Source organism: Qipengyuania soli (assembly GCF_015529805.1).
In the GTDB taxonomy this organism is placed as follows: domain Bacteria; phylum Pseudomonadota; class Alphaproteobacteria; order Sphingomonadales; family Sphingomonadaceae; genus Qipengyuania; species Qipengyuania soli.
Map to the genome: position 1 here is coordinate 1839365 of NZ_CP064654.1, position 24846 is coordinate 1864210.

The 24846-nt window shown below is 63.2% G+C and carries 34 protein-coding genes and 1 tRNA gene; 15 read left to right on the top strand and 20 right to left on the bottom strand.

All coding sequences use genetic code 11. The features are described 5' to 3' along the window. Positions 1 to 37: 37 nt before the first annotated feature. Positions 38 to 604 (top strand): rhodanese-like domain-containing protein, encoded by a 567-nt coding sequence (locus IRL76_RS09165; RefSeq protein ID WP_200981063.1) that lies wholly within the window; start codon positions 38 to 40, stop codon positions 602 to 604. 12 nt (positions 605 to 616) lie between these two features. Next, a complete protein-coding gene (locus IRL76_RS09170) occupies positions 617 to 910 on the top strand; it encodes an EthD family reductase (RefSeq protein WP_200981064.1) in 294 nt (97 codons plus the stop codon). A gap of 54 nt (positions 911 to 964) precedes the next feature. Here IRL76_RS09170 and IRL76_RS09175 read toward each other — a convergent pair whose 3' ends face one another. Beyond that, entirely contained in the window at positions 965 to 1549 is a 585-nt protein-coding gene (locus IRL76_RS09175; protein WP_246449640.1) for a c-type cytochrome, read from the bottom strand. A gap of 204 nt (positions 1550 to 1753) precedes the next feature. Further along, positions 1754 to 1843: transfer RNA gene (locus IRL76_RS09180), tRNA-Ser, on the bottom strand. A 162-nt stretch (positions 1844 to 2005) separates the two neighbouring features. On the opposite strand from IRL76_RS09180, the gene hspQ reads away from it, so the two are divergent. After that, positions 2006 to 2386 (top strand): heat shock protein HspQ, encoded by a 381-nt coding sequence (gene hspQ / locus IRL76_RS09185; RefSeq protein WP_200981065.1) that lies wholly within the window; start codon positions 2006 to 2008, stop codon positions 2384 to 2386. Positions 2387 to 2395: 9 nt separating this feature from the next. On the opposite strand, the gene IRL76_RS09190 is transcribed toward hspQ, so the two are convergent. Then, on the bottom strand, positions 2396 to 3295 hold the full coding sequence (locus IRL76_RS09190; protein WP_200981066.1) for an ABC transporter permease: 900 nt from the start codon (positions 3293 to 3295) through the stop codon (positions 2396 to 2398). Positions 3296 to 3366: 71 nt separating this feature from the next. Here IRL76_RS09190 and IRL76_RS09195 point away from each other — a divergent pair, with 71 nt between their 5' ends. Together IRL76_RS09195 and IRL76_RS09200 are read left to right on the top strand one after the other, a co-directional pair. Further along, on the top strand, positions 3367 to 4050 hold the full coding sequence (locus IRL76_RS09195; protein WP_200981067.1) for a GcrA family cell cycle regulator: 684 nt from the start codon (positions 3367 to 3369) through the stop codon (positions 4048 to 4050). 68 nt (positions 4051 to 4118) lie between these two features. Continuing rightward, positions 4119 to 4646: a DUF1993 domain-containing protein gene (locus IRL76_RS09200; RefSeq protein WP_200981068.1), complete on the top strand. Its 528-nt coding sequence runs from the start codon at positions 4119 to 4121 to the stop codon at positions 4644 to 4646. On the opposite strand, the gene IRL76_RS09205 is transcribed toward IRL76_RS09200, so the two are convergent. The 6 genes from IRL76_RS09205 to IRL76_RS09230 form a co-directional block, all read right to left on the bottom strand. Next, a complete protein-coding gene (locus tag IRL76_RS09205; protein WP_200981069.1) occupies positions 4643 to 5323 on the bottom strand; it encodes a spermidine synthase family protein in 681 nt (226 codons plus the stop codon). The genes IRL76_RS09200 and IRL76_RS09205 overlap by 4 nt on opposite strands. A 68-nt stretch (positions 5324 to 5391) precedes the next feature. Further along, positions 5392 to 7668 carry a polyribonucleotide nucleotidyltransferase gene (gene pnp, locus IRL76_RS09210; RefSeq protein WP_200981070.1) on the bottom strand — a complete coding sequence of 759 codons (2277 nt, stop codon included), beginning with the start codon at positions 7666 to 7668 and terminating at the stop codon, positions 5392 to 5394. A 173-nt stretch (positions 7669 to 7841) separates the two neighbouring features. Further along, positions 7842 to 8111, bottom strand: a complete 270-nt coding sequence (rpsO, locus tag IRL76_RS09215; protein ID WP_200981071.1) for a 30S ribosomal protein S15 — start codon at positions 8109 to 8111, stop codon at positions 7842 to 7844. 5 nt (positions 8112 to 8116) lie between these two features. Then, the gene (gene truB / locus IRL76_RS09220) at positions 8117 to 9037 is read right to left on the bottom strand and encodes a tRNA pseudouridine(55) synthase TruB (RefSeq protein WP_200981072.1); all 921 of its coding nucleotides are present in this window, start codon (positions 9035 to 9037) and stop codon (positions 8117 to 8119) included. Next, positions 9034 to 9717 carry a site-2 protease family protein gene (locus tag IRL76_RS09225; RefSeq protein WP_200981073.1) on the bottom strand — a complete coding sequence of 228 codons (684 nt, stop codon included), beginning with the start codon at positions 9715 to 9717 and terminating at the stop codon, positions 9034 to 9036. Before IRL76_RS09225 ends, truB begins: the two co-directional genes overlap by 4 nt. A 25-nt stretch (positions 9718 to 9742) precedes the next feature. After that, positions 9743 to 10318, bottom strand: a complete 576-nt coding sequence (locus IRL76_RS09230) for a thymidine kinase (protein ID WP_200981074.1) — start codon at positions 10316 to 10318, stop codon at positions 9743 to 9745. Between the two features lie 125 nt (positions 10319 to 10443). Between IRL76_RS09230 and IRL76_RS09235 the strand changes: the two genes are divergently transcribed. Then, a complete protein-coding gene (locus IRL76_RS09235; protein WP_246449643.1) occupies positions 10444 to 10998 on the top strand; it encodes a YceI family protein in 555 nt (184 codons plus the stop codon). A gap of 1 nt (position 10999) precedes the next feature. Here the strand turns inward: IRL76_RS09235 and IRL76_RS09240 are convergent, their stop codons facing one another. The 11 genes from IRL76_RS09240 to pspF form a co-directional block, all read right to left on the bottom strand. Further along, positions 11000 to 11494, bottom strand: coding sequence for a GNAT family N-acetyltransferase (locus tag IRL76_RS09240; protein WP_200981076.1), 495 nt, complete (start codon positions 11492 to 11494; stop codon positions 11000 to 11002). A 2-nt stretch (positions 11495 to 11496) separates the two neighbouring features. Further along, positions 11497 to 12336: an enoyl-CoA hydratase gene (locus IRL76_RS09245; protein WP_200981077.1), complete on the bottom strand. Its 840-nt coding sequence runs from the start codon at positions 12334 to 12336 to the stop codon at positions 11497 to 11499. A gap of 36 nt (positions 12337 to 12372) precedes the next feature. After that, positions 12373 to 12774 carry a 30S ribosome-binding factor RbfA gene (gene rbfA, locus IRL76_RS09250; protein ID WP_200981078.1) on the bottom strand — a complete coding sequence of 134 codons (402 nt, stop codon included), beginning with the start codon at positions 12772 to 12774 and terminating at the stop codon, positions 12373 to 12375. Next, a complete protein-coding gene (locus IRL76_RS09255) occupies positions 12774 to 13331 on the bottom strand; it encodes a DUF1697 domain-containing protein (RefSeq protein ID WP_200981079.1) in 558 nt (185 codons plus the stop codon). Before IRL76_RS09255 ends, rbfA begins: the two co-directional genes overlap by 1 nt. Next, entirely contained in the window at positions 13331 to 13747 is a 417-nt protein-coding gene (locus IRL76_RS09260) for a PaaI family thioesterase (RefSeq protein ID WP_343072233.1), read from the bottom strand. The genes IRL76_RS09255 and IRL76_RS09260 overlap by 1 nt, the downstream gene beginning before the upstream one ends. Continuing rightward, the gene (gene infB / locus IRL76_RS09265; protein ID WP_200981080.1) at positions 13744 to 16239 is read right to left on the bottom strand and encodes a translation initiation factor IF-2; all 2496 of its coding nucleotides are present in this window, start codon (positions 16237 to 16239) and stop codon (positions 13744 to 13746) included. The genes IRL76_RS09260 and infB overlap by 4 nt, the downstream gene beginning before the upstream one ends. Positions 16240 to 16275: 36 nt before the next feature. Continuing rightward, a complete protein-coding gene (locus IRL76_RS09270) occupies positions 16276 to 16989 on the bottom strand; it encodes a DUF448 domain-containing protein (RefSeq protein ID WP_200981081.1) in 714 nt (237 codons plus the stop codon). Beyond that, complete coding sequence (gene nusA / locus IRL76_RS09275) at positions 16970 to 18616, bottom strand: transcription termination factor NusA (RefSeq protein ID WP_200981082.1); 1647 nt, start codon at positions 18614 to 18616, stop codon at positions 16970 to 16972. Before nusA ends, IRL76_RS09270 begins: the two co-directional genes overlap by 20 nt. Next, on the bottom strand, positions 18616 to 19191 hold the full coding sequence (gene rimP / locus IRL76_RS09280; RefSeq protein WP_200981083.1) for a ribosome maturation protein RimP: 576 nt from the start codon (positions 19189 to 19191) through the stop codon (positions 18616 to 18618). Before rimP ends, nusA begins: the two co-directional genes overlap by 1 nt. Positions 19192 to 19380: 189 nt before the next feature. Further along, on the bottom strand, positions 19381 to 20211 hold the full coding sequence (locus tag IRL76_RS09285) for a hypothetical protein (protein ID WP_200981084.1): 831 nt from the start codon (positions 20209 to 20211) through the stop codon (positions 19381 to 19383). A gap of 110 nt (positions 20212 to 20321) precedes the next feature. Further along, positions 20322 to 21344, bottom strand: a complete 1023-nt coding sequence (pspF, locus tag IRL76_RS09290; RefSeq protein ID WP_200981085.1) for a phage shock protein operon transcriptional activator — start codon at positions 21342 to 21344, stop codon at positions 20322 to 20324. A 180-nt stretch (positions 21345 to 21524) separates the two neighbouring features. Between pspF and IRL76_RS09295 the strand changes: the two genes are divergently transcribed. The 9 genes from IRL76_RS09295 to IRL76_RS09335 are packed head-to-tail and all read left to right on the top strand — an operon-like array spanning position 21525 to position 24843. Then, complete coding sequence (locus IRL76_RS09295) at positions 21525 to 21677, top strand: hypothetical protein (RefSeq protein ID WP_200981086.1); 153 nt, start codon at positions 21525 to 21527, stop codon at positions 21675 to 21677. 2 nt (positions 21678 to 21679) lie between these two features. Continuing rightward, positions 21680 to 22570 (top strand): phage shock protein PspA, encoded by an 891-nt coding sequence (pspA, locus tag IRL76_RS09300; RefSeq protein WP_425504521.1) that lies wholly within the window; start codon positions 21680 to 21682, stop codon positions 22568 to 22570. 3 nt (positions 22571 to 22573) lie between these two features. Continuing rightward, positions 22574 to 22882 carry an envelope stress response membrane protein PspB gene (pspB, locus tag IRL76_RS09305; RefSeq protein WP_281388102.1) on the top strand — a complete coding sequence of 103 codons (309 nt, stop codon included), beginning with the start codon at positions 22574 to 22576 and terminating at the stop codon, positions 22880 to 22882. After that, on the top strand, positions 22879 to 23256 hold the full coding sequence (gene pspC / locus IRL76_RS09310; protein WP_200981087.1) for an envelope stress response membrane protein PspC: 378 nt from the start codon (positions 22879 to 22881) through the stop codon (positions 23254 to 23256). The genes pspB and pspC overlap by 4 nt, the downstream gene beginning before the upstream one ends. A 34-nt stretch (positions 23257 to 23290) precedes the next feature. Then, positions 23291 to 23590 carry a hypothetical protein gene (locus tag IRL76_RS09315; protein WP_200981088.1) on the top strand — a complete coding sequence of 100 codons (300 nt, stop codon included), beginning with the start codon at positions 23291 to 23293 and terminating at the stop codon, positions 23588 to 23590. After that, positions 23590 to 23937, top strand: a complete 348-nt coding sequence (locus tag IRL76_RS09320) for a hypothetical protein (RefSeq protein WP_200981089.1) — start codon at positions 23590 to 23592, stop codon at positions 23935 to 23937. Before IRL76_RS09315 ends, IRL76_RS09320 begins: the two co-directional genes overlap by 1 nt. Further along, positions 23937 to 24257, top strand: coding sequence for a hypothetical protein (locus IRL76_RS09325; protein WP_200981090.1), 321 nt, complete (start codon positions 23937 to 23939; stop codon positions 24255 to 24257). The genes IRL76_RS09320 and IRL76_RS09325 overlap by 1 nt, the downstream gene beginning before the upstream one ends. After that, positions 24257 to 24571, top strand: coding sequence for a hypothetical protein (locus tag IRL76_RS09330; protein WP_200981091.1), 315 nt, complete (start codon positions 24257 to 24259; stop codon positions 24569 to 24571). The genes IRL76_RS09325 and IRL76_RS09330 overlap by 1 nt, the downstream gene beginning before the upstream one ends. After that, the gene (locus tag IRL76_RS09335) at positions 24568 to 24843 is read left to right on the top strand and encodes a hypothetical protein (RefSeq protein WP_200981092.1); all 276 of its coding nucleotides are present in this window, start codon (positions 24568 to 24570) and stop codon (positions 24841 to 24843) included. Before IRL76_RS09330 ends, IRL76_RS09335 begins: the two co-directional genes overlap by 4 nt. Positions 24844 to 24846: the final 3 nt, after the last annotated feature.

Below are 24846 nucleotides of genomic sequence, written 5' to 3' on the forward strand. Positions count from 1 at the left end.
CCAACGCCCATTGGACTTTCGAACGAAAGAGAATTTCATGGCCAAGGCCCAATATCTGCGCATCGCCCTTGCCGGGGTCCTGCTTTCGGCGGCGCCGGTGACCGCGCAGGATTTCGATGCCGACGGCTATCGCAGCACACGCTATCGTGCGCCCGTCCAGTCAAACCCTTCCCCCGCCCGACCGATCGCGCTCGATGCTGCCCTGCAACTCCAGCCCGGTAAGGAGGCGCTGTTCCTCGACGTGATGCCGGTAGAAGGCGGGGTGCGGGACGAGGTCAGCGGCAAATGGCGTCTCTCGAGCTCGCACGAGACCATTCCCGGCGCCCAATGGCATCCCGAGACGGGCCGTTCCCCGGTGAACGAGGCCCTGTGGTCCGCGCTCGTCGCTTCGGTCGCCGAGGCGAGACAGGCGTCACCCGACCTGCCCGTCGTCGTCTTTTGCCGCTCCGATTGCTGGATGAGCTGGAATGCCGCGCGCAGGCTCGCGCGCCAAGGGTTCAAGGACATCTTCTGGCTGGCCGAAGGCACCGACGGCTGGCACGAGAGCGGGCGCAGACTCGTCGTCGCAGTACCGATCGTGGTTCCCTACAAGACCTGCAATTGAAGGAGAGAGAATATGGCAAGCCTGGTTGTGAGTTACCCCGCCAAGGAAGGGGCCAAGTTCGACGCGGACTATTACCGCGACACGCATATCCCGCTGGTCGAAAAGCATTGGGGCAGCCACGGCATGACGGGAGCAGACGTCTACTGGCCAGCCGATGGCGAGCAGCCCAATGTCGCGATGGTGGTGCTCAATTTCTCCAGCAGCGATGCGATCGACGCGGCACTCGGGTCGGCTGGCACGGCAGAAGTCATGGGCGACGTGCCCAAGTTCACCGACATCCAGCCGACGATCTATCGCACGGCGTAGGACACATGAAAGGGCCGGTCCGCGCGGCGGAGCCGGCCCTTTCTCATACCGTCCTCAGCGTTGCTTCTTCAGGTAGTCGATGATTTCCTGGCGCTTCGCGGCGTCCTTGATACCCGGAAAGCTCATGCGATTGCCCGGCACCAGCGCGCGCGGGTTTTCCAGCCATGAGTGAAGCGTCGCCTCGTCGAAGGTAAGGCCCGAATTCTTGAGCGCATCGGAGTAGGAAAAGCTCCCCTGCCCCGCCTTCGCCCCGTATGCACCCCAAAGGTTCGGACCAAGCTTGTCCTCGCCCCCCTTGTTGGCGGTGTGGCAAACGGCGCACCGGCCGAATGCTGCGGGCGGAGCGGCGGCGACGACTGCCGCAGCCTCTGCAACAGCGGCCTTGGTCGGTTCGGCAGCAGGCTTGGCCGTTTCGACCGCCTTCGGCGTGTCCTCCTTTGCGACCTCGGCTTCAGCAGCAGCTTCAGGAGCCGCACCTTCTTCTACAGGAGCTGCTGTTTCCTCTACAGCAGGCGCATCGACCGGCGATGCCATCGTCGTGTCGTCGGCTGGCACTTCGGCAACATCGTCACTGCCACCCGAACACGCGGCGAGAGAAAACGCCAGTGCGGAACCGGCCAGAAGTGCGCGAAATGCCATCGTAATCCTTCCCTCGAGAAATTCCCTCACCTGGAGCGATGTGTCGCATGCTGCGCATCGCCACGACATTGGACCTTGGAATAACGCAATTCAAACCCTGCAACAGGGTGTTGCACGCGTTACATCGAGGCAGGAAGCCGGATAATGACTGGCGCCCAAGTGAAGGCGGGCAAGGCGTTGCTGGCGACCGAGATTTGGGATGAATGGCGGAGAGGGAGGGATTCGAACCCTCGATACGGTTGCCCGTATACCGCATTTCGAGTGCGGCGCATTCGACCACTCTGCCACCTCTCCGCTCAAGTAGGGTGCGCTTGCGGGCCATGGCCCCGGTCGAAGCGAGGGCGCCGATTAGCCGAGCCCCCTGCCCTTGCCAAGCCCTTTTGCATGCGAAATCGGGGGATGGCCGAAAGGTCGCGGCTTGTTTCCTTGCCGCAGCGCACCATATTCTACCCAATCATGGAAAGAGCACTGTTTTTCTCCGCCCAGGCCGGTCGCACCATCGAGGCGCCGCGCCGCGTAAAGTCACGCTTTGCGATTGGCGACGTCGTCAAACACAAGGTGTTCGATTTCCGCGGGGTCATCTTCGATGTCGATCCGGTCTTCGCCAACAGCGAAGAGTGGTACAACTCGATCCCGGAGGATATTCGGCCGGATCGAAACCAGCCGTTCTACCACCTCCTCGCCGAGAGCGACGACAACACTTATGTCGCCTACGTCAGCCAGCAGAACCTGCTCAACGACTCGCTTGGCGGTCCGGTCGAACATCCGGACGTCCATGCCTATTTCCAGCAGTTCGAGAACGGGCGCTATCGCATGCGCCGCAGCCTGACGCACTGAACTCGGGCGTCAGCTCTTTATCTTCCAGCCCGATTTCAACAGGCGGTAGGCGATCGCTGCCAGCAGGGCGTTGAATGCCAGAAGGCCAAGGGCCGCCCATGCAACATGCGTGGCATCACCGATGTCGCTCTGGCCAAGGAAGCCATAGCGGAAGCCGGAAATGACGTAGAAGAACGGGTTCGCGCGGCTGATCCCCTGGAAGACGCCATGGAGGTTCTCGATTACGTAGAATGTGCCCGAGAGCATCGAAAGCGGCGCAATGACGAAATTTGTCACGGCCGCGTTGTGGTCGAATTTCTCCGCCCAGATCGACGCCATCAGGCCGAGGATCGCCAGCATGCCGGCACCCATCAGGCCGAACCATGCGACCGCCCACGGGTGCGCCATCGCCAGGCTCACGCCGGGATAGAGCAACATGGCGAGCGCCACCACGAAGCCGACTGCAAGCGAGCGGGTCACCGCCGCGCCCACGATGCCGGTCATCAGTTCGCCTTCGGAGAGCGGGGGCATCAGAAGGTCGATGATCGTCCCCTGGATCTTGCCCGAGAGCAGCGAAAAGGAAGAATTGGCGAAGCCGTTCTGCATCATTGCCATGGCAATCAGGCCAGGCGCGACGAATGTCGGGAAGTTCACTCCCAGCACTTCGCGTTCGCCGCGTCCCAGCGCGACAGAGAAAATCACAAGAAACAGCAGCGTGGTGACCGCGGGAGCCCAGATTGTCTGCGTCTGGACCTTGAGAAAACGGCGGACCTCCTTAATATAGAGGCTCCACAGGCCGATCCGATTGATCCCATTGATCACCGGACGTCCCCGCGGCGGAAATCGCCCTCCCCCTCCGGCATCCACCTCAGTGAACGAGGCGTCCGGTCGTTCGCCGCTCGGCGGCAGGGTCGGGGCTTGATCGGCCATGGAGGCGCGACTACGGCCAAGCGCTCCGGCTGGCAAGCCGCGGCGTCACGAATCGAGATACAGGATTGCTGATGAGCTGGACCGACGAACGGATCGCAACACTCAAGAAGATGTGGGAGAGCGGGTCGACCGCCAGCCAGATCGCCGACGAACTCGGCGGGGTCAGCCGCAATGCGGTGATCGGCAAGGCGCACCGGCTGGGCCTCAAGTCGCGCCCTTCGCCGGTGAAGGCGAATGAGGCGAAGGCGGCCAAGCCCAAGCCCGCCGCCAAACCGGTGGCCAAGGCGCCTGCGGCAAAGCCCGCGCCGCGGCCCTCGGCTGCCTCTGCCGCTGCACCGGCCAAACCGGTCGCGAAGCAGCCCGCGCGCGCGGATGCCGCAGTTCCCTCACAGCCGCTCCCGAACAAGACCCCTGACCTGCCGAAAATCGTTTCGGTCGGACCGGGCGGCTTCCTGCGCCAGGGTCCGGGCGACCAGCAGGCTCCGATCCCGCCTGCGCCGCCTCGGCGACTGGTTCCGGCCAAGCCCGACCCGTCGATTGCCGACAAGACGAGCTTGCTCGACCTCAGCGACAAGGTCTGCCGCTGGCCGATGGGCCATCCGGGCGAGCCCGATTTCCACTTCTGCGGTGAACAGGTGAACCCTGGCTTCCCCTATTGCGTCGAACATTGCGGCCGTGCCTACCAGGCACAGCTCCCGCGTGGTGCGCGCCGTCCACCTCCGCCGCTGCCCTTCGGCGGACCGCGGGTTCGCTAAACCGATTTCAAGAAAGCCCGGCGGTCACGAGATTGCCGGGCTTTTTCTTGCCCCCAAAGGAGAGAGACATGGCCCTGAGTTTGTACGAAGCCTTCGTTCCCAACTGCCAGCAGGCGATCGGCGCACTGCCCGGCATGATCGACAAGGGCGAGGCCTTCGCCAAGGAAAACGGCATCTCCGAAGAAGAGATGATGGGTTGTCGCCTGATCGACGACATGTGGAACCTTCCGTGGCACATCCGCAGCTGCTGGGTGCATTCGGCCTACGTCATCAGCCTCTTGCCGACTGGCGAATTCTCGCCCGATTTCACCGAGTTGCCGCAAAGCTGGGACGCGATGCGGGCGATGGTAAAGAAGACGCTGGACGAGCTGGCAGCGGTGACGCCTGAGCAGCTCGAAGACGTGGCGGACTCAACCATCGGCTTCGTGCTCGGCGGCAAAAGGCTGATGGACTTCACCGGCCAGAACTTCCTGATGAGCTTCAGCCAGCCGAACGTATATTTCCACGCGACGACATTCTACGACATCTTGCGCATGAAGGGCGTGCCCCTGGGCAAGCGTGACTTCATGGGCATGCCGCGGATCAAGGTCGGCTAGCCCTTCCTGGCAAACCAGATAGTGTGGCGCGGTCCCTTGTTGTTGGGCCGCGCACGCACTTCGCGCACTTCGACGTCGAAGCCGCTCTCCTTGAGACGGACAGTGAACTTGTGGTCTGGGGCAGCCGACCAAACGGCAAGGATGCCGCCAGGACGCAGTGCGTCGCGTGCCTTGCCCAGCCCGGTTTTGCTGTAGATGCGATAGTTGGCATCGCGCACGATGCCATCGGGGCCGTTATCGACGTCGAGCAGGATGGCGTCGTACTTTGCGGTCGTACCGTCGTTCGCGTCGTCGATCAGGGCGGCGACATCGCAGATTACCACTTCGCCACGCGGATCATCGAGCGTGTCGCCGGTGAGATGCGCCAGCGGCCCCTTCGCCCACTCGAGAATATCGGGCACGATCTCGGCCACCGTCACCGAACCGCCCTCCGGCAGCTTGTCGAGCGCGGCACGGAAGGTGAAGCCCATGCCATAACCGCCGATGAGAACGCGAGGCGTCTTGGCCTCGAGCTCTGCCAGGGTGAGGATCGCGAGCTGCTCCTCCGAGAACTGCATACGCGTGCCCATCAGCTCGTCACGGCCGAGCATGATGACGAAGTCGCGTCCATGGCTGACCAGGGTCAGCGTCTCTCCGTCGGGAATCTGGGCAGTGGCGAGGGTCTCGCGCGGAAGCATCTGGCAATCTCCAAAGAAAAGGGACCGCAGGCGAACCCGCGGCCCCTCTCTATAACCTTAGAAGGCGCTTAGTCCTTCAGGAAGTCGGGAACGTGGGCCTCGCCACCGCCGTCGCGGTCGCGACGGGGGCCACGGTCACCGCGGTCGCCACGGGGCCCGCGACCACCACGACGGTCACCACCACGGTCGCCACGAGGACCGCGATCGCCACGGGGCTCACGGGGTTCGCGGGGGGGACGGGTGTCCTCCAGCTCTTCGCCGGTTTCCTGGTCGACGACGCGCATCGACAGGCGAACCTTCCCACGGTTGTCGATCTCGAGGACCTTGACCTTAACTTCCTGACCTTCCGACACGACGTCGGTCGGCTTCTCGACGCGCTCGTTCTTCATTTCGCTGACGTGGACGAGGCCGTCCTTGCCGCCCATGAAGTTCACGAAGGCACCGAAGTCGACGATGTTGACGACCTTGCCGTTGTAGATCTTGCCGACTTCCGGCTCTTCCACGATGCCCTGGATCCAGGCCTTGGCAGCCTCGATCTGCGACAGGTCGGACGAGCTGATCTTGATCAGGCCTTCGTCGTCGATGTCGACCTTGGCGCCGGTCTCGGCGACGATCTCGCGGATCACCTTGCCGCCGGTACCGATAACGTCGCGGATCTTCGACTTGTCGATCTGCATGGTTTCGATGCGCGGTGCGTGAGCCGAAAGCTCGGTACGAGCCGAACCAAGGGCCTTGGTCATTTCGCCGAGGATGTGCGCGCGGCCACCCTTCGCCTGCTCCAGAGCAGCCTGGAAAATCTCGCGCGTGATGCCCGCGACCTTGATGTCCATCTGCATCGTGGTGATGCCTTCGCTGGTGCCGGCCACCTTGAAGTCCATGTCGCCAAGGTGATCTTCGTCACCCAGGATGTCGGACAGCACGGTGAAGTCGTCGCCTTCGAGGATCAGGCCCATCGCGATACCGGACACCGGACGGGTGATCGGAACGCCTGCATCCATCATCGACAGCGCGCCGCCGCAGACGGTGGCCATCGAGGAAGAACCGTTGGACTCGGTAATGTCCGAGACCACACGGATGGTGTAGGGGAAGTCTTCCTTGCTCGGCAGGACCGCCTGCAGCGCACGCCAGGCAAGCTTGCCGTGGCCGGTGTCACGACGCGAGGGAGCGCCGAAGCGGCCCACTTCACCGACCGAATAGGGCGGGAAGTTGTAGTGCAGCATGAAGTTCGAGTAGCTCAGGCCTTCGAGGCCGTCGATCATCTGCTCGCTGTCCTTGGTACCCAGCGTGGTGGTGCAGATCGACTGCGTTTCACCGCGGGTGAAAAGGGCCGAACCGTGGGTACGCGGGAGGAAGCCGACCATGGCTTCGATCGGGCGGACCTGATCGACCTTGCGGCCGTCGATGCGGGTGCCGTCCTTGAGGATCGCACCGCGCACGATATCGGCTTCGACCTTCTTCATGGTCTTGATGGCGACCATCTGGGTCTGGGCGTCTTCGCCGGCGAAAGCTTCCTTGGCCTTGTCGCGAGCCGCATTGAGAGCGGCCGAGCGGGCCGACTTGTCGGTCAGCTTGTAGGCAGCGGCAACGTCGTCACCGATGAGCTTCTTGAGCTGGTCCTTGATCGCCGAATTGTCGTTGACCGCGACTTCCCAAGGTTCCTTGGCAGCCTTCTCAGCCAGGTCGACGATCAGGTTGACGACCTTCTTGCACTCTTCGTGCGCGAAGATGACCGCGCCGAGCATGACGTCTTCCGAAAGCTCCTTGGCTTCGGATTCAACCATCATCACGGCATTGCCGGTGGCAGCTACGACGAGATCGAGTTCGCCTTCGGCGATAGCGACGTCCTGCTTCGGGTTCAGCGTGTATTCGCCGTCCTTGTAGCCGACGCGGCAGGCCCCGATCGGGCCCATGAAGGGCACACCCGAGATCGTCAGGGCAGCCGAGGCGGCGATCATCGCCAGCACATCGGGTTCGCACTCGCCGTCGAACGACAGGACCTGTGCAATGACGTTGATTTCGTTGTAGAAACCTTCGGGAAACAGCGGGCGGACCGGACGGTCGATAAGGCGGGAAACTAGCGTTTCCTTTTCCGTCGCGCCGCGTTCACGCTTGAAGAAGCCACCGGGGATGCGGCCCGAGGCAAAGAACTTTTCCTGATAGTGAACGGTGAGCGGGAAGAAGTCCTGCCCTTCCTTCACGTTCTTGGCGGCGGTCACGGCGCACAGCACCACGGTTTCGCCATAGGTGGCCAGAACAGCGCCGTCGGCCTGACGGGCAATGCGGCCGGTTTCGAGGGTGAGGGTTTTTCCGCCCCACTCCATCGATACGGTTTTCGTGTCGAACATTGATTTTCCTTTTCGAACCCACGCGCCACATTGCGTCGTGGGGCCTGCAGTGCCGGGTATGCCGTCCCGGTCCGGTGCGGGGCTATCTGCGCCCCTTGGTCCGCTCCCAGCCGGATTGCACGGGAGCCGGATAGACGAAGGGGCGGCCTTGTGAGCCGCCCCTCCGGAAACTCTTACTTGCGAAGACCCAGCTTCGCGATCAGCGCATTGTACCGCTCAACATCCTTCTTCTTCAGGTATGCGAGCAGGTTGCGGCGCTTGTTGACCATCATCAGGAGGCCACGGCGCGAGTGGTTGTCCTTGTGGTGATCCTTGAAGTGGCCCGTGAGGTTACGGATGCGTTCGGTGAGGATCGCGACCTGGACTTCCGGCGAACCGGTGTCGCCCTTGGCGACGGCGTTGTCCTTGATGATCTCTTGCTTCTTTTCGGCGGTAACCGACATTCAATTCACTCCGCGACATCTGGGATATTGAAGCCCCGCACGACCTTGGCCGAGCCACCGCTGAGTTCCATCAACGCCACCGGGGTCTGGCCCAGCCTCGCAAGATAGAGCCCGTCGGTATGGGGCAGTTCCGACAATACCCGGCCCTGGCGGACCGCCTGCGCGCTGTCGGGATCGAGTTGCAAGGCCGGGATGTCGTCCAGCCCCGCCTCGAGCGGCAGGAGTAGGTATTCAATCGGCGCGCCCTTAGCGACTTCCTCCAGTTTGTCCAGCGGAATCGCCCCATTTTCGAGGAAGGGACCGGCCTTTATGCGCCTTAAATAGGTGACGTGTCCGAGGCTTCCAACCGCATGTGCGATATCCCGTGCCAGCGAACGGATGTACGTGCCCTTCGAGACATGGGCGCGCAGGGTCGTCTCGCCCGGGGTGGAGTCGTCGACGACATCGAGCGCATGGATCGTGACGGGCCGCAATTTCATCTCCACCTCCTCGCCAGCCCGGGCGCGGTCATAGGCACGTTTCCCATCGACCTTTATTGCCGAATACACCGGCGGGGCCTGCTCGATGGGCCCCGTGAATTGCGGGAGGATGGCCGCAACTTCGGCAGGAGAAGGCAGCTTTTCCGACCGTCCGACGACTTCGCCCTCGGTGTCGAGCGTGTCGGTCTCTTCGCCGAAGCGGATCGTGAAATCGTAGATCTTGTCGGAATCGAGCATCCGCCCGGCCAGCTTGGTCGCCTCTCCCAGTGCGATCGGCAGGACGCCCTCGGCGAGCGGGTCGAGCGTACCGCCGTGGCCGACCTTGGACTTTGCGTAGCCGCCCTGTCGCAAGACGCGCTTGACCATGCCGACCGCCTGTGTCGAGCCAAGCCCGCGCGGCTTGTCGAGGATCAGCCAGCCGTGGGGTGCAGGTTTCGCGTCGCTCATCCGCGGATGGCGTTGGCGATGCCGTCGGCAAGACCGAAGAACCGTTCGACGATCCACTGCACCGGCGGCAAGACCACGTGCTCGATAATCCCGCTATTCGGAAAAGCCCAAGTGGCGGCGATCAGGACGATGATCAGCAGCATGCCCAGTTGCTGCAGTTTCTGCCATTGTACGGCCATGCTGCGAGGCAGCAGCCCACCCACGATGTGCGACCCGTCGAACGGCGGGAGCGGCAGCAGGTTGAAGAACGCGAGGAAGGCGTTGATCATGATGAAGCTGGCGAATGCGGTCATCGCCCAGTCGGGCAGGTCCGAGCCGCTGACGCCCCATGCTACGCCGGTGATTACGGCCCCGATGAAGGCCAGCAGGATATTCGTCGCGGGCCCCGCTGCGGCCACCACCATCATGCCGTAACGCGGGTTGTTGAGGCGCCGCGCATTGACCGGCACGGGCTTGGCCCAGCCGAAAACCGGCCCGCCGAACAGTGCCAGCGCACCTGGTACCAGCAGCGTGCCAACCGGATCGACATGACGGAGCGGGTTCAGCGACAAGCGCCGCTGTTCCTTGGCAGTCGGGTCGCCAAGCGCGAGCGCGGTCCAGCCGTGCGCGACCTCGTGAAAGACTATGGCAATGATCAGGCACGGAATGAGGATCAGTGCCATGAGGATGGTATCGGTCATGTCGCGCTAGATAGGGTGCGCAGGCCTAACCCGCCAGCGCTTCCACGAAATGCTTGCGGCACAGGGCTACGTAGCGGTCGTTACCGCCGATTTCAGTCTGCTCGCCGGCCTTCACCGCCTTACCATCGGCATCGACACGCAGGTTCATCGTCGCCTTCCGCCCGCAGTGGCACACGCCTTTCAGTTCGACGAGCTTGTCCGCAATTCCCAGCAGCGCCGCCGAACCGGGAAAAAGCTCGCCCTGGAAATCAGTTCTCAGGCCATAACACACAACGGGGATCCCTGCCTCGTCCGACAGCCGTGCAAGCTGCCAGACTTGCGCCTTGGTAAGGAATTGCGCCTCATCCACAAGCACGCAGTCGATAGGCTGGACCCGGTTCGCGGCGGCAACCTCTGCCCACAGGTCGGTTTCCGGAACGTAGCGGTGCGAATCCGCTTCCAGCCCGATGCGACTGCGGACCATTCCCTCGCTTCTGGTATCGAGCTTCGCAGTCCAGAGCATGGTTCGCATCCCTCGCTCGCGATAGTTGAAATCCGCCTGCAACAGGGTCGAAGATTTACCGGCATTCATGCTGGCGTAGTAGAAGTAGAGCTTGGCCATGAGGATGAGCCTAGCGGCCAGCGCAAAGCTTCGGGAGGGTGGCGTGATCGGCAATCCCAAGGTTTGACGCGCCGCTGGAAAAGGCCGACAATCGCTTCGGGGTACGGAGAGAGAAAATGCGCTTAATGCCAGTCGCAGCCCTCGCCCTCGGTTGCCTCGCCGCAGCTCCTGCAGCACAGCGTTATTCGCTACAGAGCGATGCCAGCGATGTCTCTGCAAAGGTCGCGTTCTTCGGCCTCGCCAGCAAGACAGCCAAGTTTCCCAAGGTCAGCGGCACCGCCCTGCTGCCCGCAGGCGATCCGTCGGGTATGTCGCTCGAGGTAACGCTCGACGCTCGCGCGCTCGAAGCTCCAGACAAGGTGACCCTTTCGCGCCTCCGGGGGCCGAAATTCTTCTGGGTCGAGAAGTACCCGACCGTGCAGTTCAGCGGCAAGGGCATGGCGATGACCGACGAACGCAATGGACGCGTGTCCGGCAATCTCACCGCGCGCGGAATCACCAAGCCGGTGACACTGGACGTCGCATTCGACACGCCGCCCTCGAAGGCCAGGGCCGGCGAAGCGCTGGCGCTGACGGCAAGGACCACCATCGACCGCCGTGATTTCGGCATGACCTCCTATTCGCTGATCGTCGGCCGCAAGGTCGACATCAGGATCAGGACCCGGATGACACCGGGCTGAGCTAGGCGAGGTCGAGCAGCCACGTCTCGCTGACTTCGGGCCTGCCGAATTCCTCCTGGGTCTCCGAAGCGATGATCCGATACCCCTCGGCGGCGTAGATGCGGCGTGCGCTTTCGAGCACGGCATGGGTCCACAGCACGATCCGATTGTAGCCAGACTCGCGCGCGAACCTTGTGCATTCGGCAACCAGCGCATTGCCGATACCCAGCCCCCTCGCCTCGGGTTCGACATAAAGGAGACGCAACCGCGCGGTTTCCGGTTCGCCGGGCTCCTTGACCATGAAGACCGATCCCAGGATGCGCCCGTCACGCTCTGCGACCCAGCATTGCTCCTTCGCAGGGTCGAACTCGCGCAGGAAGCGTGCAGCGATGTCGAGAATGATCGCCTCCAGCTTCGTCCCCCAGCCATTCTCCTGTTCGTAGAGGATCGCCTGCCGCGCGGCGATCGTGCCCATGTCGCCTGTACGGAAAGGCCGCAGCACCCAGTCGCCTGCCAAGCTCAGCCCTCCCCCTTGGCTTCACGCCGGATCGTTTCGGCCCCGCTGGGGTCGACGGGCATTCCATGGACCAGCCGCGCATTCGCATGACCGACCTGCTGCCAGCCCATCGCCGCCTGCAATGCGGTGGAATAGCCTTGCGCATCGAGGCTCTGGTTGCAGGCCAGCTTGGCGAGCCGCAGGCCGATGAGCGGGCGGCGCGCAATGCGAGCAGCCATGTCGAGCGTGAAATCCTCTAGCCTGGCGCGCGGGACCACGTGATTGACCATGCCGAGCTGGCGGCACTCCTCCGCCGTCATCTCCCCGCCCACGAAAAGCAACTCGCGCGCCTTGCGATGGCCGAGCTCCCAGACGTGCGCGAAATATTCCACCCCGTTGACGCCGAAGGCCACGGTCGGATCGGAAAAGCGCGCATCGTCGCTGGCGATGACGATGTCGAAGGGCCAGACCAGCATCAGCCCGCCGGCCATGCACTTGCCCTGGACCTGAACGACCACGGGCTTCGGCAGGTCGCGCCAGCGACGGCACAGGCCGAGGTACATCTCGTGCTCCGAAGCCATCTGCCCGGCCTGCCCCGCGTCGTCGAACCCGCTCCACAGGGTTACCGGATGATGATCCGACAGCGAGGTATCTTCGCGCAGATCGTGACCGGAGGAGAAGTGTTCCCCCTCCGCAGCAAGCACGATGCAGCGCACGGCATCGTCGCGCGCAGCCTGCGCCAGCGCATGGTCGAGCTGGTAGAGCATCGCCTTGTCCTGCGCATTCGCCTTGTCGGGCCGGGCAAGCGTGATCCGGGCCACGCCATCGCGCGGCCGGTCGCAGGCAATCCGAGTATAGTCCATCCGCCCCTCCCCGCTTCTTGCGGGAAGGCTAGCAGATCATTCCTCTTCGTCGAGGTCCCGCGTGACCTTGGGATCGGACAGCAGCCGTTCGATCCGGTCGGCCTCGTCGAAGCTCTCGTCGGGCTGGAAATTCAGCTTGGGGGCGAACTTCAGGCCGAGGCGCTGGGCGACTTCTTTCTGGAAGAAGGCCGTATTGGTCCGCAGCGCCTTGAGAACCACCGCCTCGTCCTTGCCGAGAAGCGGCTTCACATAGGCCTTCGCATTGCGCAGGTCGGGCGTCATGCGAACCTCGGTCACCGAGATATGGTGCGCGCGCAGGATATCGTCGTGCGCCTCGCCTCGGGCCAGCAGTTCAGACAGGATGTGGCGCACCCGCTCGCCCACCTTGAGGACGCGGACCGATTGCTGTTCGGGGGTGGAGTGCTGGTGACGGGCCATCAGGCGGGTTCTTCCATCTTTGCGAGTATGCGTTTGAGCGAGGTCATGTTGCGTGCGGTGCCCTTGCACCCCAGTCGCCGCTCGAGAAGCTTGTTCGACAGGTCCGATACACCCACTCCGTGCACGTAGTCGAGGAAGAGCACGCGATTGCTGCCAAGGGCCAGCCGCTCGCTGCCTTTCGTCCGGTGCTCCTCGATCAATGCGTCGACCGCCGACGGGTCGGGCTGCTGGCTGAGGAAGATGGAATGGACCATCTTGTCCGAACCGTGTTGCGGACCCATTCCGTGAAAGGGATTGTCCAGGATCGCGGACCGGATTTCGTCCGCACTGCGGACCATGGCGCAGGATTTGAACCCGAAGCGCTGCTGGACCACGCTTTCGAGACGCATCTCCAACATTGCGGGATCGTGTCGGTCGGGAAGGATCACATTGCCGCTGGCGGCGACGGTCGAGACGTCCTCGAACCCGGCATCGTTCAGCGCGGCGACGAGATCGACCATCTTGATCCGGTTTCCGCCGACATTGATGCTGCCGAGGAAAGCTACCACGCGCCCCATCAGCGCGGCTCGACGACCGGCCTCGGTGTGGGGATCGCCGTGCTTGTCGATCGGGCGAGCAGGTTGCCCGCCTCGTCGAACAGTTCGCCTTCGAGGAAAATGACCTTGCGACCGCGCCGGACGACGCGGCCCTTGCCGACGATCGGACCCTTGAGGACCGGCTTCAGCAGGCTCATCGAAATCTCTAGATTGAGCGGTGCTTCTTCCTGGTCTGTTGCCCAGACATGCGCCCAGCCCATCACCTCGTCGAGGAAGCCCGCGACGAGGCCGCCCTGCACGGACCCGCGCGGGGTGATGAAGCTGTCAGGCGCGTGGAAGCGCAAGGTAATTTCCTCGCGCTCCCTGTCGAAGCTGACGAACTGCACGCCCATCAGTTCGGCATGGGCGTGCCCCAGGGCGTGCTCGGTCGCGCTCAAAGCGTGCGCTCACGCTCCTCGACCTCGAAGACTTCGAGCTGGTCGCCCGGCTGGATGTCGTTCGTGTCGGCGAGGACCACACCGCATTCGAGGCCCGCGCGAACTTCGTCGACGTCGTCCTTGAAGCGGCGCAGCGAGGCGATGGTCGTCGCCGAAACGATGACGTCGTCGCGCGTGAGACGGGCATGGAGGCCCTTGCGGATGACGCCTTCCTCGACCAGCAGGCCTGCGGCCTTGTCGCGCTTGCCCGAACGGAAGACTTCCTTGACCTGAGCGCGGCCGACCACGTGCTCGATCCGCTCGGGACCCAGCTCGCCTGCCATCTCCTTCGCGATTTCCTCGGTCAGGTGATAGATGACATCGTAGTACTTCATCTCGACCCCGTCGCGCTTCACCAGCTCGCGAGCCTTGGCGTTGGGACGGACGTTGAAGCCGATGATCGGGGCCTTGGAAGCCGAAGCGAGAGTAACGTCGCTTTCGGTAATCGCACCAACACCGGCGTGCAGCACGCGCACCTTGATCTCGTCGTTCGAGAGGTTGTGCAACGCAGTCACGATCGCTTCGACCGAACCCTGGACGTCGGCCTTCACCACGACAGGGAATTCGATCACGTTCGATGCGAGGTTGTTGAACATCGTGTCGAAGCTGGTCGGGGCCAGCGCCGTGCGCTTTTCGGTCGCCTTTTCCTGACGGTAGGCAGCAACTTCACGCGCACGCTGTTCGTTCTCGACGACGGTCAGCTGGTCACCGGCACGCGGCACCCCGCCGAGGCCGAGGACCTCGACCGGCATGGAGGGCCCGGCTTCCTTGATCTGCTTGCCCTTGTCGTCGATGATCGCACGGACGCGACCGCTTTCGGTGCCGACGACGAAGGTGTCGCCACGCTTCAGCGTACCACGGGTGATCAGCACGGTCGCAACCGGTCCGCGGCCCTTGTCGAGCTGCGCCTCGATCACGGTCGCCTCGGCCATGCGGTCGGGGCGAGCTTTGAGTTCCAGCAGTTCGGCCTGCAGGGCAATCTTCTCGAGCAGTTCGTCGAGCCCGGTCTTGGCCTTGGCCGAGATCTCCACGTCCTGCACATCGCCCGACATCGCTTCGACGATCACCTCGTGCTCAAGCAGGCGGGTGCGGATGTTGTTCGGATCGGCTTCCGGCTTGTCCATCTTGTTGATGGCCACGATCATCGGGACGCCGGCAGCCTTGGTGTGATTGATGGCCTCGATCGTCTGCGGCATGATGCCGTCGTCTGCGGCCACCACAAGCACCACGATATCGGTCACGTTGGCACCGCGCTGGCGCATTTCGGTAAACGCGGCGTGGCCCGGCGTGTCGAGGAAGGTGATGGTGTCACCGCCCTTGGTCTTAACCTGGTAGCTGCCGATGTGCTGGGTGATGCCACCGGCTTCGCCCTTGACCACGTTCGCACCGCGAAGAGCGTCGAGCAGCGAGGTCTTGCCGTGGTCGACGTGGCCCATGATGGTCACGACCGGCGGACGCGGCTTCAGCGTTTCTTCCGGATCCTGGTCCTCGGTCGTATCGATGTCGACGTCGGCTTCGGAAACCTTCTGGATGTTGTGGCCGAACTGCTCGACGAGCAGCTCTGCAGTGTCCTGGTCGATGGTCTGGTTGACGGTGACCATCATGTCGAGGTTGAAGAGCTCCTTCACCAGGTCGGCGCCCTTCTCGCCCATGCGCTTGGCCAGCTCGCCGACGGTGATCGCCTCGGGGACGACAACGTCGCGAACCTGCTTTTCACGAGCCTTCTGCGGACCGCCCTGCATGCGGCGTTCCTTCTCGCGGGCACGCTTGAGCGCGGCGAGCGAACGGGCACGACGACCTTCGTCCTCGTTGAGGGCACGATTGACGGTCAGCTTGCCCGAACGACGCTTGTCGGCGCGCTCGTCCGACTCCGGAGCGGGGCGCTTTTCGTCCTTCTTCTTCTTTTCGGGCTTCTTGGGTTCCGGACGGGCGACCGGCGTGAAGCGGCGCGGCGCGGGCGTGGGAGTGCCGTCTTCGGAAACTTCCTGCTCGCCTTCGGGCTCCTCTGCCGGCGCGGCCTTGGCCTCTTCGGCGGCGCGCTTGGCGGCTTCTTCCTCAGCCTTGCGATTTTCCTCTGCGCGCTTCTTCTCGTCTTCGGCAGCAAGGCGAGCTTCTTCGGCTTCGCGCGCGGTCTGCTCGGCAAGGGTGGCGAGGCGAGCTTCTTCGGCTTCGCGCTGGAGGCGAGCGACGCGCTCCTGCGGCGTTTCTCCCGAAGGAACAGCCTTCTTCGGGGCAGGCTTTGCAGCTGCCGGAGGCGGCGGAGGCGGCGGAGGCGGCGGAGGCGGCGGAGGCGCGACCTCACCGGGCTTGCCGACCAGGCGACGGCGCTGCTTCACCTCGACCACCACCTTGTTGGTGCGGCCGTGGCTGAAGGTCTGCTTGACCTCGCCAGCATCCACCGACCTCTTGAGGCCGAGGGGCTTGCGGGCAGGTTTGTTTTCGTCGTCGCTCATTATCGCTCGTTTCTCTTCTTCGTATCGTTCAAATCGTCATTCGGCGCGCGCGATTGCGCGCCCATCTGCGGCGGGCAGGTCCTGCCCGAGAAAATGCATGAGGCGCGTCAGGGGCTTGAGCACCCGATCAGCCGCGGCATCATCGGCAAGCGCCAGATGGACGACATTGTCGCGGCCCAATGCCACAGACAAAGCGTTCCGGTCCAGAGGCAGTTCGAGCCCCCGCTCGCCCGATCCTTCGGTCTCGCGCCCGACACGCCAGGCCTGGTCGAGCTTCTTGCGTCCGTCCTCGCTTGCGTCACTGGCATGGCACAGCAAAGCCAGGGCGCCGCCACGGGCATGTTCGGCAATCCGCTGCGTCCCCAAGATAAGGTGGCCAACGCGCATTTCGAGACCAAGGCGGTCAAGAAACACGCGGGTCAGCGCATCCTCGACCAGCTGCGGAAGGTTATCGGGGATGTCGAGGTCGCCCGTCTTGAAGGCACGCGACAATCCGCCCTTGAGCTTGCCGCTGGCAATCGCCTGCTCCAGCCCGGCACGGTCAACACCGATCCATGCGCCGCGTCCGGGTGCCTTCTCCTGCGCATCGGGCAGCACGAGGCCAACCGGCGAGACCGCCAGCCGCACAAGGGTCTCGCGCAGGGCAGTCTCTCCCGAGATGACGCAGCGCCGTTCGGGCTCGGAAGCAGTCCGTGCCCGTGGCGTGTCAGCGATGTCCGGCGTCAGGCGCTCATTGGGTGGAGTCCGCATCGGCGGCCTCCTGGGTGTCAGGCCCGGAGACGTCTTCGTCTTCGAACCAGTGCGCACGGGCTGCCATGATGATCTCGTTGCCCTGCTCTTCGCTCAGGCCATATTCGCCGAGAACGCCGCCCTTGTCCTGCTCGCGCACCGAGGGACGCCGCATCGGCGGGCCATCGGCGTTGTTGCGACGACGCGGGGCTTCGCGCTTCTTGGCGATGAGTTCGTCGGTCGCCAGGTCGGCAAGATCGTCGAGGGTCTTGATGCCTGCCTTGCCCAGGGTGACCAGCATGGCCTCCGTAAGGTGCGGCAGTTCGGCGAGGTCATCCTCGACACCGAGTTCGCGGCGGGCCTCGCGATGCGCGGCCTCCTGGCGTTCAATGGCTTCGAGCGCACGGCTCTGAAGTTCCTGCGCCAGTTCCTCGTCGAAACCTTCGATGCCGGCCAGTTCGTCGAGTTCGACATAGGCGACCTCTTCCAGCTCGGCGAAACCTTCGGCGACGAGCAGCTGCGAAAGCGTTTCGTCGACATCGAGCTCTTCCTCGAACATCTTGGAGCGCTCGGCGAATTCCTTCTGGCGCTTCTCCGAGGCTTCTTCCTCGGTCATGATGTCGATCTGGTTGGCAGTCAGCTGGCTCGCGAGGCGCACGTTCTGGCCGCGACGGCCGATGGCAAGCGACAGCTGGTCGTCGGGAACGACGACTTCGATGCGACCATCTTCCTCGTCGAGGACGACGCGGCTGACGGTGGCGGGCTGGAGCGCGTTGACGATGAAGGTCGCCTGATCTTCCGACCAAGGGATGATGTCGATCTTCTCGCCCTGCAGTTCCTGCACGACGGCCTGGACGCGGCTGCCCTTCATGCCGACGCACGCGCCGACAGGGTCGATGCTGCTGTCATGGCTGATGACGCCGATCTTGGCACGGCTGCCCGGGTCGCGCGCGGCGGCCTTGATCTCGATGATGCCATCGTAGATTTCGGGCACTTCCTGCGCGAAAAGCTTCTTCATGAAGTCGGGGTGCGCGCGGCTGAGGAAAATCTGCGGGCCACGGTTGTTGCGCTCGACCTTGGTGATCAGCGCGCGGACACGCTCGCCGGTACGGGCGGCTTCGCGCGGGATCTGCTGGTCGCGGCGAATGACGCCTTCGGCGCGGCCGAGGTTGACGATCACGTGGCCGAATTCGACCGACTTGATCACGCCGGTGATGACTTCGCCCGCACGATCCTTGAATTCCTCGTACTGGCGCTCGCGCTCGGCATCGCGGACCTTCTGGAAGATCACCTGCTTGGCCGACTGCGCGTCGATGCGGCCGAGATCGACCGGGGGCAGCGGGTCGACGATGAAGTCACCCAGCTTGGCGTCCTTGTCGAGCTTGGCAGCCTGCTTGAGGTCGACCTGCTTGAAGTAGTCCTCGACATCCTCGACGACTTCGACGACGCGCCACAGGCGCAGGTCACCGGTCTGCGGGTCCAGCTTGGCGCGGATGTCGTTCTCGGCACCGTAGCGGGCGCGCGCGGCCTTCTGGATCGCCTCTTCCATCGCCTCGATGACGATGGACTTGTCGATCATCTTTTCCGACGCGACCGAATTGGCGATCGCGAGGAGTTCGGCCTTGTTGGCGGAAATGGCACTGGCCATCAGTCGTCTGCCTCTTCTTCAGTTTCGACGAAATCGTCGGCACCGCTCGTGTCGAGCGGCTGGGTGGCGGCGATCAGCGCGTCGGTCAAGACGAGCTGGGCCGAATGGATCATTTCGCGGGGGACGGACACTTTGCCCGCCTTGCGATCGGTGATGGTGACGGTGTCGCCCCCAGGACCATTGGCGATGCCCTCAAGGATCCCGCGCAGGGTGCGCTGGCCATCCCAGGACTTGTCCATCGCAATCTTTGTCTCGTGTCCGGCCCAATTGGCGAAATCCTTCGCGCGGGTCAGCGGGCGGTCGATGCCGGGGCTCGAAACTTCGAGGTGGTAGGCGCCTTCGATCAGCATCTCACCCGCTTCCTCGAGCGCGTCGATCCGGTCGGAGACGCGGCGCGAGAGCGCGGCACACTGATCGATGATCAGCTGGCCCGTCGCCGGGTCCTCGGCCATGATCTGGAGCGCCTGCCCGCCATCGCCGGCTTCGGACGGCATCATCTTCACGCGCACGAGGTCGAAACCCAGCGCATTGGCTTCGGGCTCGATCACTTCGGTCAGGCGTGCGATATCGCTCATTCGGTCTCCGGTCGGGTCGACATTGCAGCAACGGGGTTTGGTGCCGGCCCCTTTCGGCGCCAGCCCCTCCTTTGTCGCGACAATGTCGGGATGGCGTTCAGATAGGCGCGAGTCCCCGAATTTGCAACCGCAAAAGGAAAGGGGCCCGGTTCGCACCGGACCCCTCGTTGTCCAAGGTCGAAGCTCGGCTTATTCGCGTGCTGCCGGCACCTTCACATGCGGAGCCCACGTGACATGGGTAATGACAGTGTAGCCGTTGAAGTTGCGCACGAACTCGTTGGGCCGCCCTGCCGCATCCTTGCCGACGGCTTTCCCCCACTGGGCAGGACTATCGCCAGGCTCGATACCAAGGGGCTTGCCCTTGCCGCCGCCATTGCCCGGACCACCGCTGCTTCCGCCACTCGACGAAGTCGAACCACCACCTTCGGAGTGATTATAGATCAGAGCGAGTTGATCGTAGTCATGCTTGTCAGGGTGTTCGTTACCGCTTGGGTCGCTGGTGTATTCCATGCACGACGACGTCAGATCGGTGGAGAAATCCTCGTTCTGGTGACCGAGGCCGTAATCGTGGCCGATCTCCTGACAGGTCACGAGCTGCTTCCAGGTTTCCGTGTTGTACTGCGGATAAGAGAAATAGGTGTCGTTCAGCTTGGTCGAGCCAGCGACGATGTGACCGCCCGAAAGGCTGATCGAGGCAATACCCAGCCAGCCCGTCTGGCCATATGCCGAATTGCATACCTGGATTGTCCCCGAAGCCATGGGGCAGCGCTTGGCGTTTGCCGTGCCGGCTGACGTCGCGCTCTGGATATGTGCGGAGCCGTTCCAGTCACCCATGGCGATGGCAACACGCGCAGGCCAAGACCCGACCGTGTTGTCGACCACGTCGGGCCGCGCAACGCCATCGGTCGTCGACCAGTGGTAGTTGCTCCACGAATGGTTCGCGAGGCTTGGCCCTGCAAAAACTGCGGCAACCGCTGCTGTTGCGGTGCCGGCGGCGATAAACAACTTGTTCGGTTTCATCCCAGACCCTCCATTTGAGACGAACGGATCATGCTCGGATTGGCCAACGATAGCAAGTTGCCTGTTCCGTAAGGGAAAGTCCCGTTTCGGGACATCCAAAACGGTAGATCTCATTCGCCGTCGGTCAGGCCATGTTTCTTTATGCAGTGGCGCAGCTGGTCATAGCTGAGTCCGAGAGCCTTGGCGGTCTGGCGCTGGTTCCAGCGATGCTTACCCAATGCGTGCTCGACGATTGCGCGCTCGTGTGCATCGACTGCCGTCCGCAGGTCATCGATGGCCTCGAAATCGGTCGACGGGACGCTGGCCCTGGGAACGGGAGAAGCGGCGCTCCGCGCAGCCGCAGGCGCATTGACCGGCTTCCACGGGCTTTCGAACGGATCGAACTGGACATGGCCGATCGGCTGTTCCCAGTCGTCCCAGCGATAGACCGCGCGTTCTACGACATTGCGCAATTCACGCACGTTACCGGGCCAGTCATGTTTTTCCATCTGGTCCGCGACATGAGCGGCAAAACCCGGCCAGCCTTCCCAACCCAACTCCGCCGCCATCCTGCGCCCGAAGTAATCGGCAAGCACTTCGACATCGCCTTCGCGAACGCGCAATGGCGGCAGGGTAATGACTTCGAAGCTCAGCCGGTCGAGCAGGTCGGCACGAAATTCGCCTCGCGCGGCCTTGGCGGGCAGGTCTTCGTTTGTCGCCGCCACGATGCGGACATCGACCCGTATCGGCCTGCTCGACCCGATGCGCGTGACTTCGCCATATTCGACGGCACGCAACAAACGCTCCTGGGCCCCCATGGAGAGAGTGCCCAGTTCGTCGAGAAACAAAGTGCCCTTGTCGGCTTCCTCGAACCTACCGGCGCGCTGTCTGGTGGCACCGGTGAAGGCCCCCGCCTCATGCCCGAACAGCTCGGCCTCGATCAGTGTTTCGGGCAACGCGGCGCAGTTCAATGTGACGAGCGGTTCGTCCCAACGGGTAGACAAGCGATGCAGGCGTTCAGCGATCAGTTCCTTGCCGGTGCCACGCTCTCCGATAACCAGAACCGGGCGGCGCATCGGAGCCGCGCGACTGGCGCGCTCCACCGCGTCGAAGAACTCGGCCGACTGCCCGATAAACTGACCTTCCCGATCCATGCCCAAGAGATAGTGAAAATTACCAAGGGTTGGCAATCGGAACCAATATGCTGTTTGTCGAATAATTTCAGGAGTGGCGGAATTGCGTTGTTTTGCGAGTTTGGCACGCCCTTTGCTGAATATCCCACAACAGCAAATTCGCCCTCCGGTTCATCGGCGGGCATCAGGGAGGACCCCAAGATGTACAACCGCAGCTTCTTCCGCAGCCAGCTCGGACAAGCCGCAATTGCCAGCATCGCCGCGATGATCACTTTCGCGGTTCTGAGCTCGCAGATCGCCGTGACCGCGCCGAACCCGGCGCTGGCCGCTTACGAACAGGTCGAGATCGCATGACCCTGCCTCCCGACCATGATCCCCTTGGGCCGGAGCGCCGCTCCCCCGACAGTCCCCGCGGCTTTGATGCCGATGGCGCTTCGGCCCGCCCCCGCTTGTCGCGGATCGAGGAAGAGGTAGAACGGTTGCGCCGCTCGCCGACTCCGACCCGCGACGGTGGGCGCAGCGCAGGATCGGACTTTTTCTCCAGTGGAGCACCTTTGATGGGCATTTTCAGCCGTACCCGCGATATCATCGCCGCCAACTTCAACGACATGCTCGACAAGGCGGACGACCCCCAGAAGATGATCCGCATGATCATCCTCGAAATGGAGGAGACGCTGGTCGAGGTCCGCGCCAGTGCCGCTCGCACGATCGCCGACCAGAAGGAAATGCACCGCCACACGGTCAAGCTCGACAAGCTCCAGGCCGACTGGTCGGAGAAGGCCCAGCTGGCCCTTTCGAAGGACCGCGAGGACCTGGCCCGCGCCGCTCTGGTCGAGCGCAAGAAGGCTGCCGACATGTCGGAACAGCTGAAGCAGGAAATCGCCGTGCTCGACGATGCCCTGCGCGCCTATGAGCAGGACATCCAGAAGCTGCAGAACCGCCTGCGCGAAGCCCGCAGCCGCCAGACGGCGATCGCTGCCCGCCTCGAAAGCGCCGAGAACCGCGTCAAGCTGCGCAGCCTGATGACCAACGAGCGCGTGGACGAGGCGCTAAGCCGCTTCGACCAGCTCGAACGCCGCGTCGACTACGCCGAAGGCCGTGCCGACGCCCTCAAGATTGCCGATGGCAGTGGCCAGCCGAGCCTCGCGGACGAGATCGCCGCGCTCGAAGGCCAGGATGCGATCGACGACGAACTCGAACAGATGAAAAAGGCGCTCGGAATGGGCAGCGCCGACAAGGAGGACTGACCCGTGAGCGATTTTCCGAGCGAAATCATTATCGTCCCGATACTCTTTATCGCGCTGCCGTGGCTCATCATGCACTACGTCACCAAGTGGAAATCTGCAGCGACCATTACCACCGACGACGAAGTGCTGCTCGAGGAACTCTACAACCTCGCCAAGCGCCTCGATGATCGCATGGACACGGTCGAGCGCCTGGTCGCCAGCGACAACCCCGAGTTCCGTCCGGCGCGCCTCGTCCATGACAGCGAAGCCGACAACCAGCAGCTGCGCGAACTTGAGCAGATGATGGCCGAGAAGAAAGGAGCCATGAAGTGAACAGCCCCCGCACCACGCTTTATCGCGACAAGCAGAATGCAAAGCTCATGGGCGTTTGCTCGGGCATCGCCGACTACACCGGGGTCAATGTCTTCTGGATCCGTCTTGGGCTGATCGGCCTGACCTTCATGTCCGGCGGTTCGACCATTCCCTTCTACTTCCTGTCCGGCCTGTTGCTGAGCAAGAAGCCGCCGCACCTCTACGTCGACCATGACGAGAGCAAGTACTGGCAGCGCGTACGCCAGAATCCGAAGCGCACCGCCCGGGAAATCCGCGGCAAGATGAAGGACGTCGATCGCCGCCTGGCCGAAGTCGAAACCTTCTATGTCAGCAGCAATCCGCGACTGACCGCCGAAATCGAACGCCTGCGCTGAGCGACATCGCACAGCGCCTGGGGAGGACTGAGAAATGGGTGAACTGATACCGATCGTGGCACTGATGATCCCGATCGTCGCGATCTGGGCCAAGCACCAGCAAAAAATCGCCGAGATGAACGTCAACAGCACGGCCGAAGCCACTGCCGAAAAGGCAGCGCAATATTCGAGCCGTGTCAGCGAACTCGAAGACCGCGTCCGTGTCCTCGAACGCATCGTGACCGACCGCGGTTATGACATCGCCACGCAGATCGAGGCCCTGCGCGACCAGCGCCGGGTGGACGAACAGGACGCCGGCGTGCCGCTTTCCATGTCGCGCCGGGAAAACGTGTGATGGACTTCGGCGGACCCTTTTTCGTCCTTTCCATCATCGCGATCAGCACCTTCGGCTGGCTTGCGAACAATTGGATCCGAGCGCGTCACGGCTATTCGCTGGAAGACGAGTGGGGCGGCAAGACCGAGCGCAAGGACAGCGACGAGGCCAGGCAACTTCGTGCGGAGAACGGCGAATTGCGTGCCCTGCTGGGCAAGGTCGACAAGCGCATGCAGGTGCTCGAACGCATCGTCACCGACAAGGGCTACTCGGTTGCGGCCGAGATCGAGGCCCTGCGCGACGAGCGCAGAAATGCCGACAGTGACGCGGGCGTACCGCTGGATGTCGCGCGCAAGGAGAAGGTGTGATGGATCTCGCCACCCTCGAAATCCTTGCCCCGATGTTCGTCGGAGGAAGCCTGATTATGTCGGCGGCCTGGGTGGCCAACACCTGGATCCGCGTGAAGAACGGCTACCCCCTGGAGAACAGCTGGGGGAAAGCGATCTATCCCAAGACCACCGAGTCCGAGGAGCGCGTCCGCCTGCTGACCCAGGAAAATGCCCAGCTGCGAGCGGAACTCGGATCGCTCAAGGACCGGCTCGGCAATGTCGAACGCATTGTCACCGACAGCGGCTACCAGCTGACCCACGAAATCGATCGCCTGCGCGAACGTGAGGGAGTGAACTGATGGACCCCGACCTCCAGCTCATTTTCAGCTTTATCATCGTCATTACGGCCATGTCTTTCGGACTCGGTTACGTGATCATGAAGCGCGAACATGCGCACAAGGAGCGCAAGCTCGAACTCGAAGTGCGCAAGGAAGAGGCCAAGGCAGCCCAGTCGCTGCAAGCCAATGCAGACTATCGCAAGTTCGAGGAACGACTGCGCGTGCTCGAACGCATCGCGACCGACGGCAATCACATGCTGGCCTCGCAGATCGAGGAGCTGCGCTCGCTCGACGCAATCGAGGACCGCAACGGCGGACGGGAGAAGGCACTGTGAGCTTCTGGACGGCGGTGGTCATCATGGTGGCGATCATCTCGTTCACCGAGATGGTAAAATCGCGCCATCGTTCGCGCGCCGGGATCACCCGCGACCACTTGGGAAGCGAGACGATCGGCAGCAACTACGAGGCCCAGCGTGAGATCGAGGACCTGCGCGAACGCATCAAGGTGCTCGAACGGATCGCGACGGAAGGCAACACGCTCGACGCACGCGAAACACAAAGGATTTCGGCCGAGATCGAGGCCCTGCGCGACAAGCAGGCGGATTGAGGC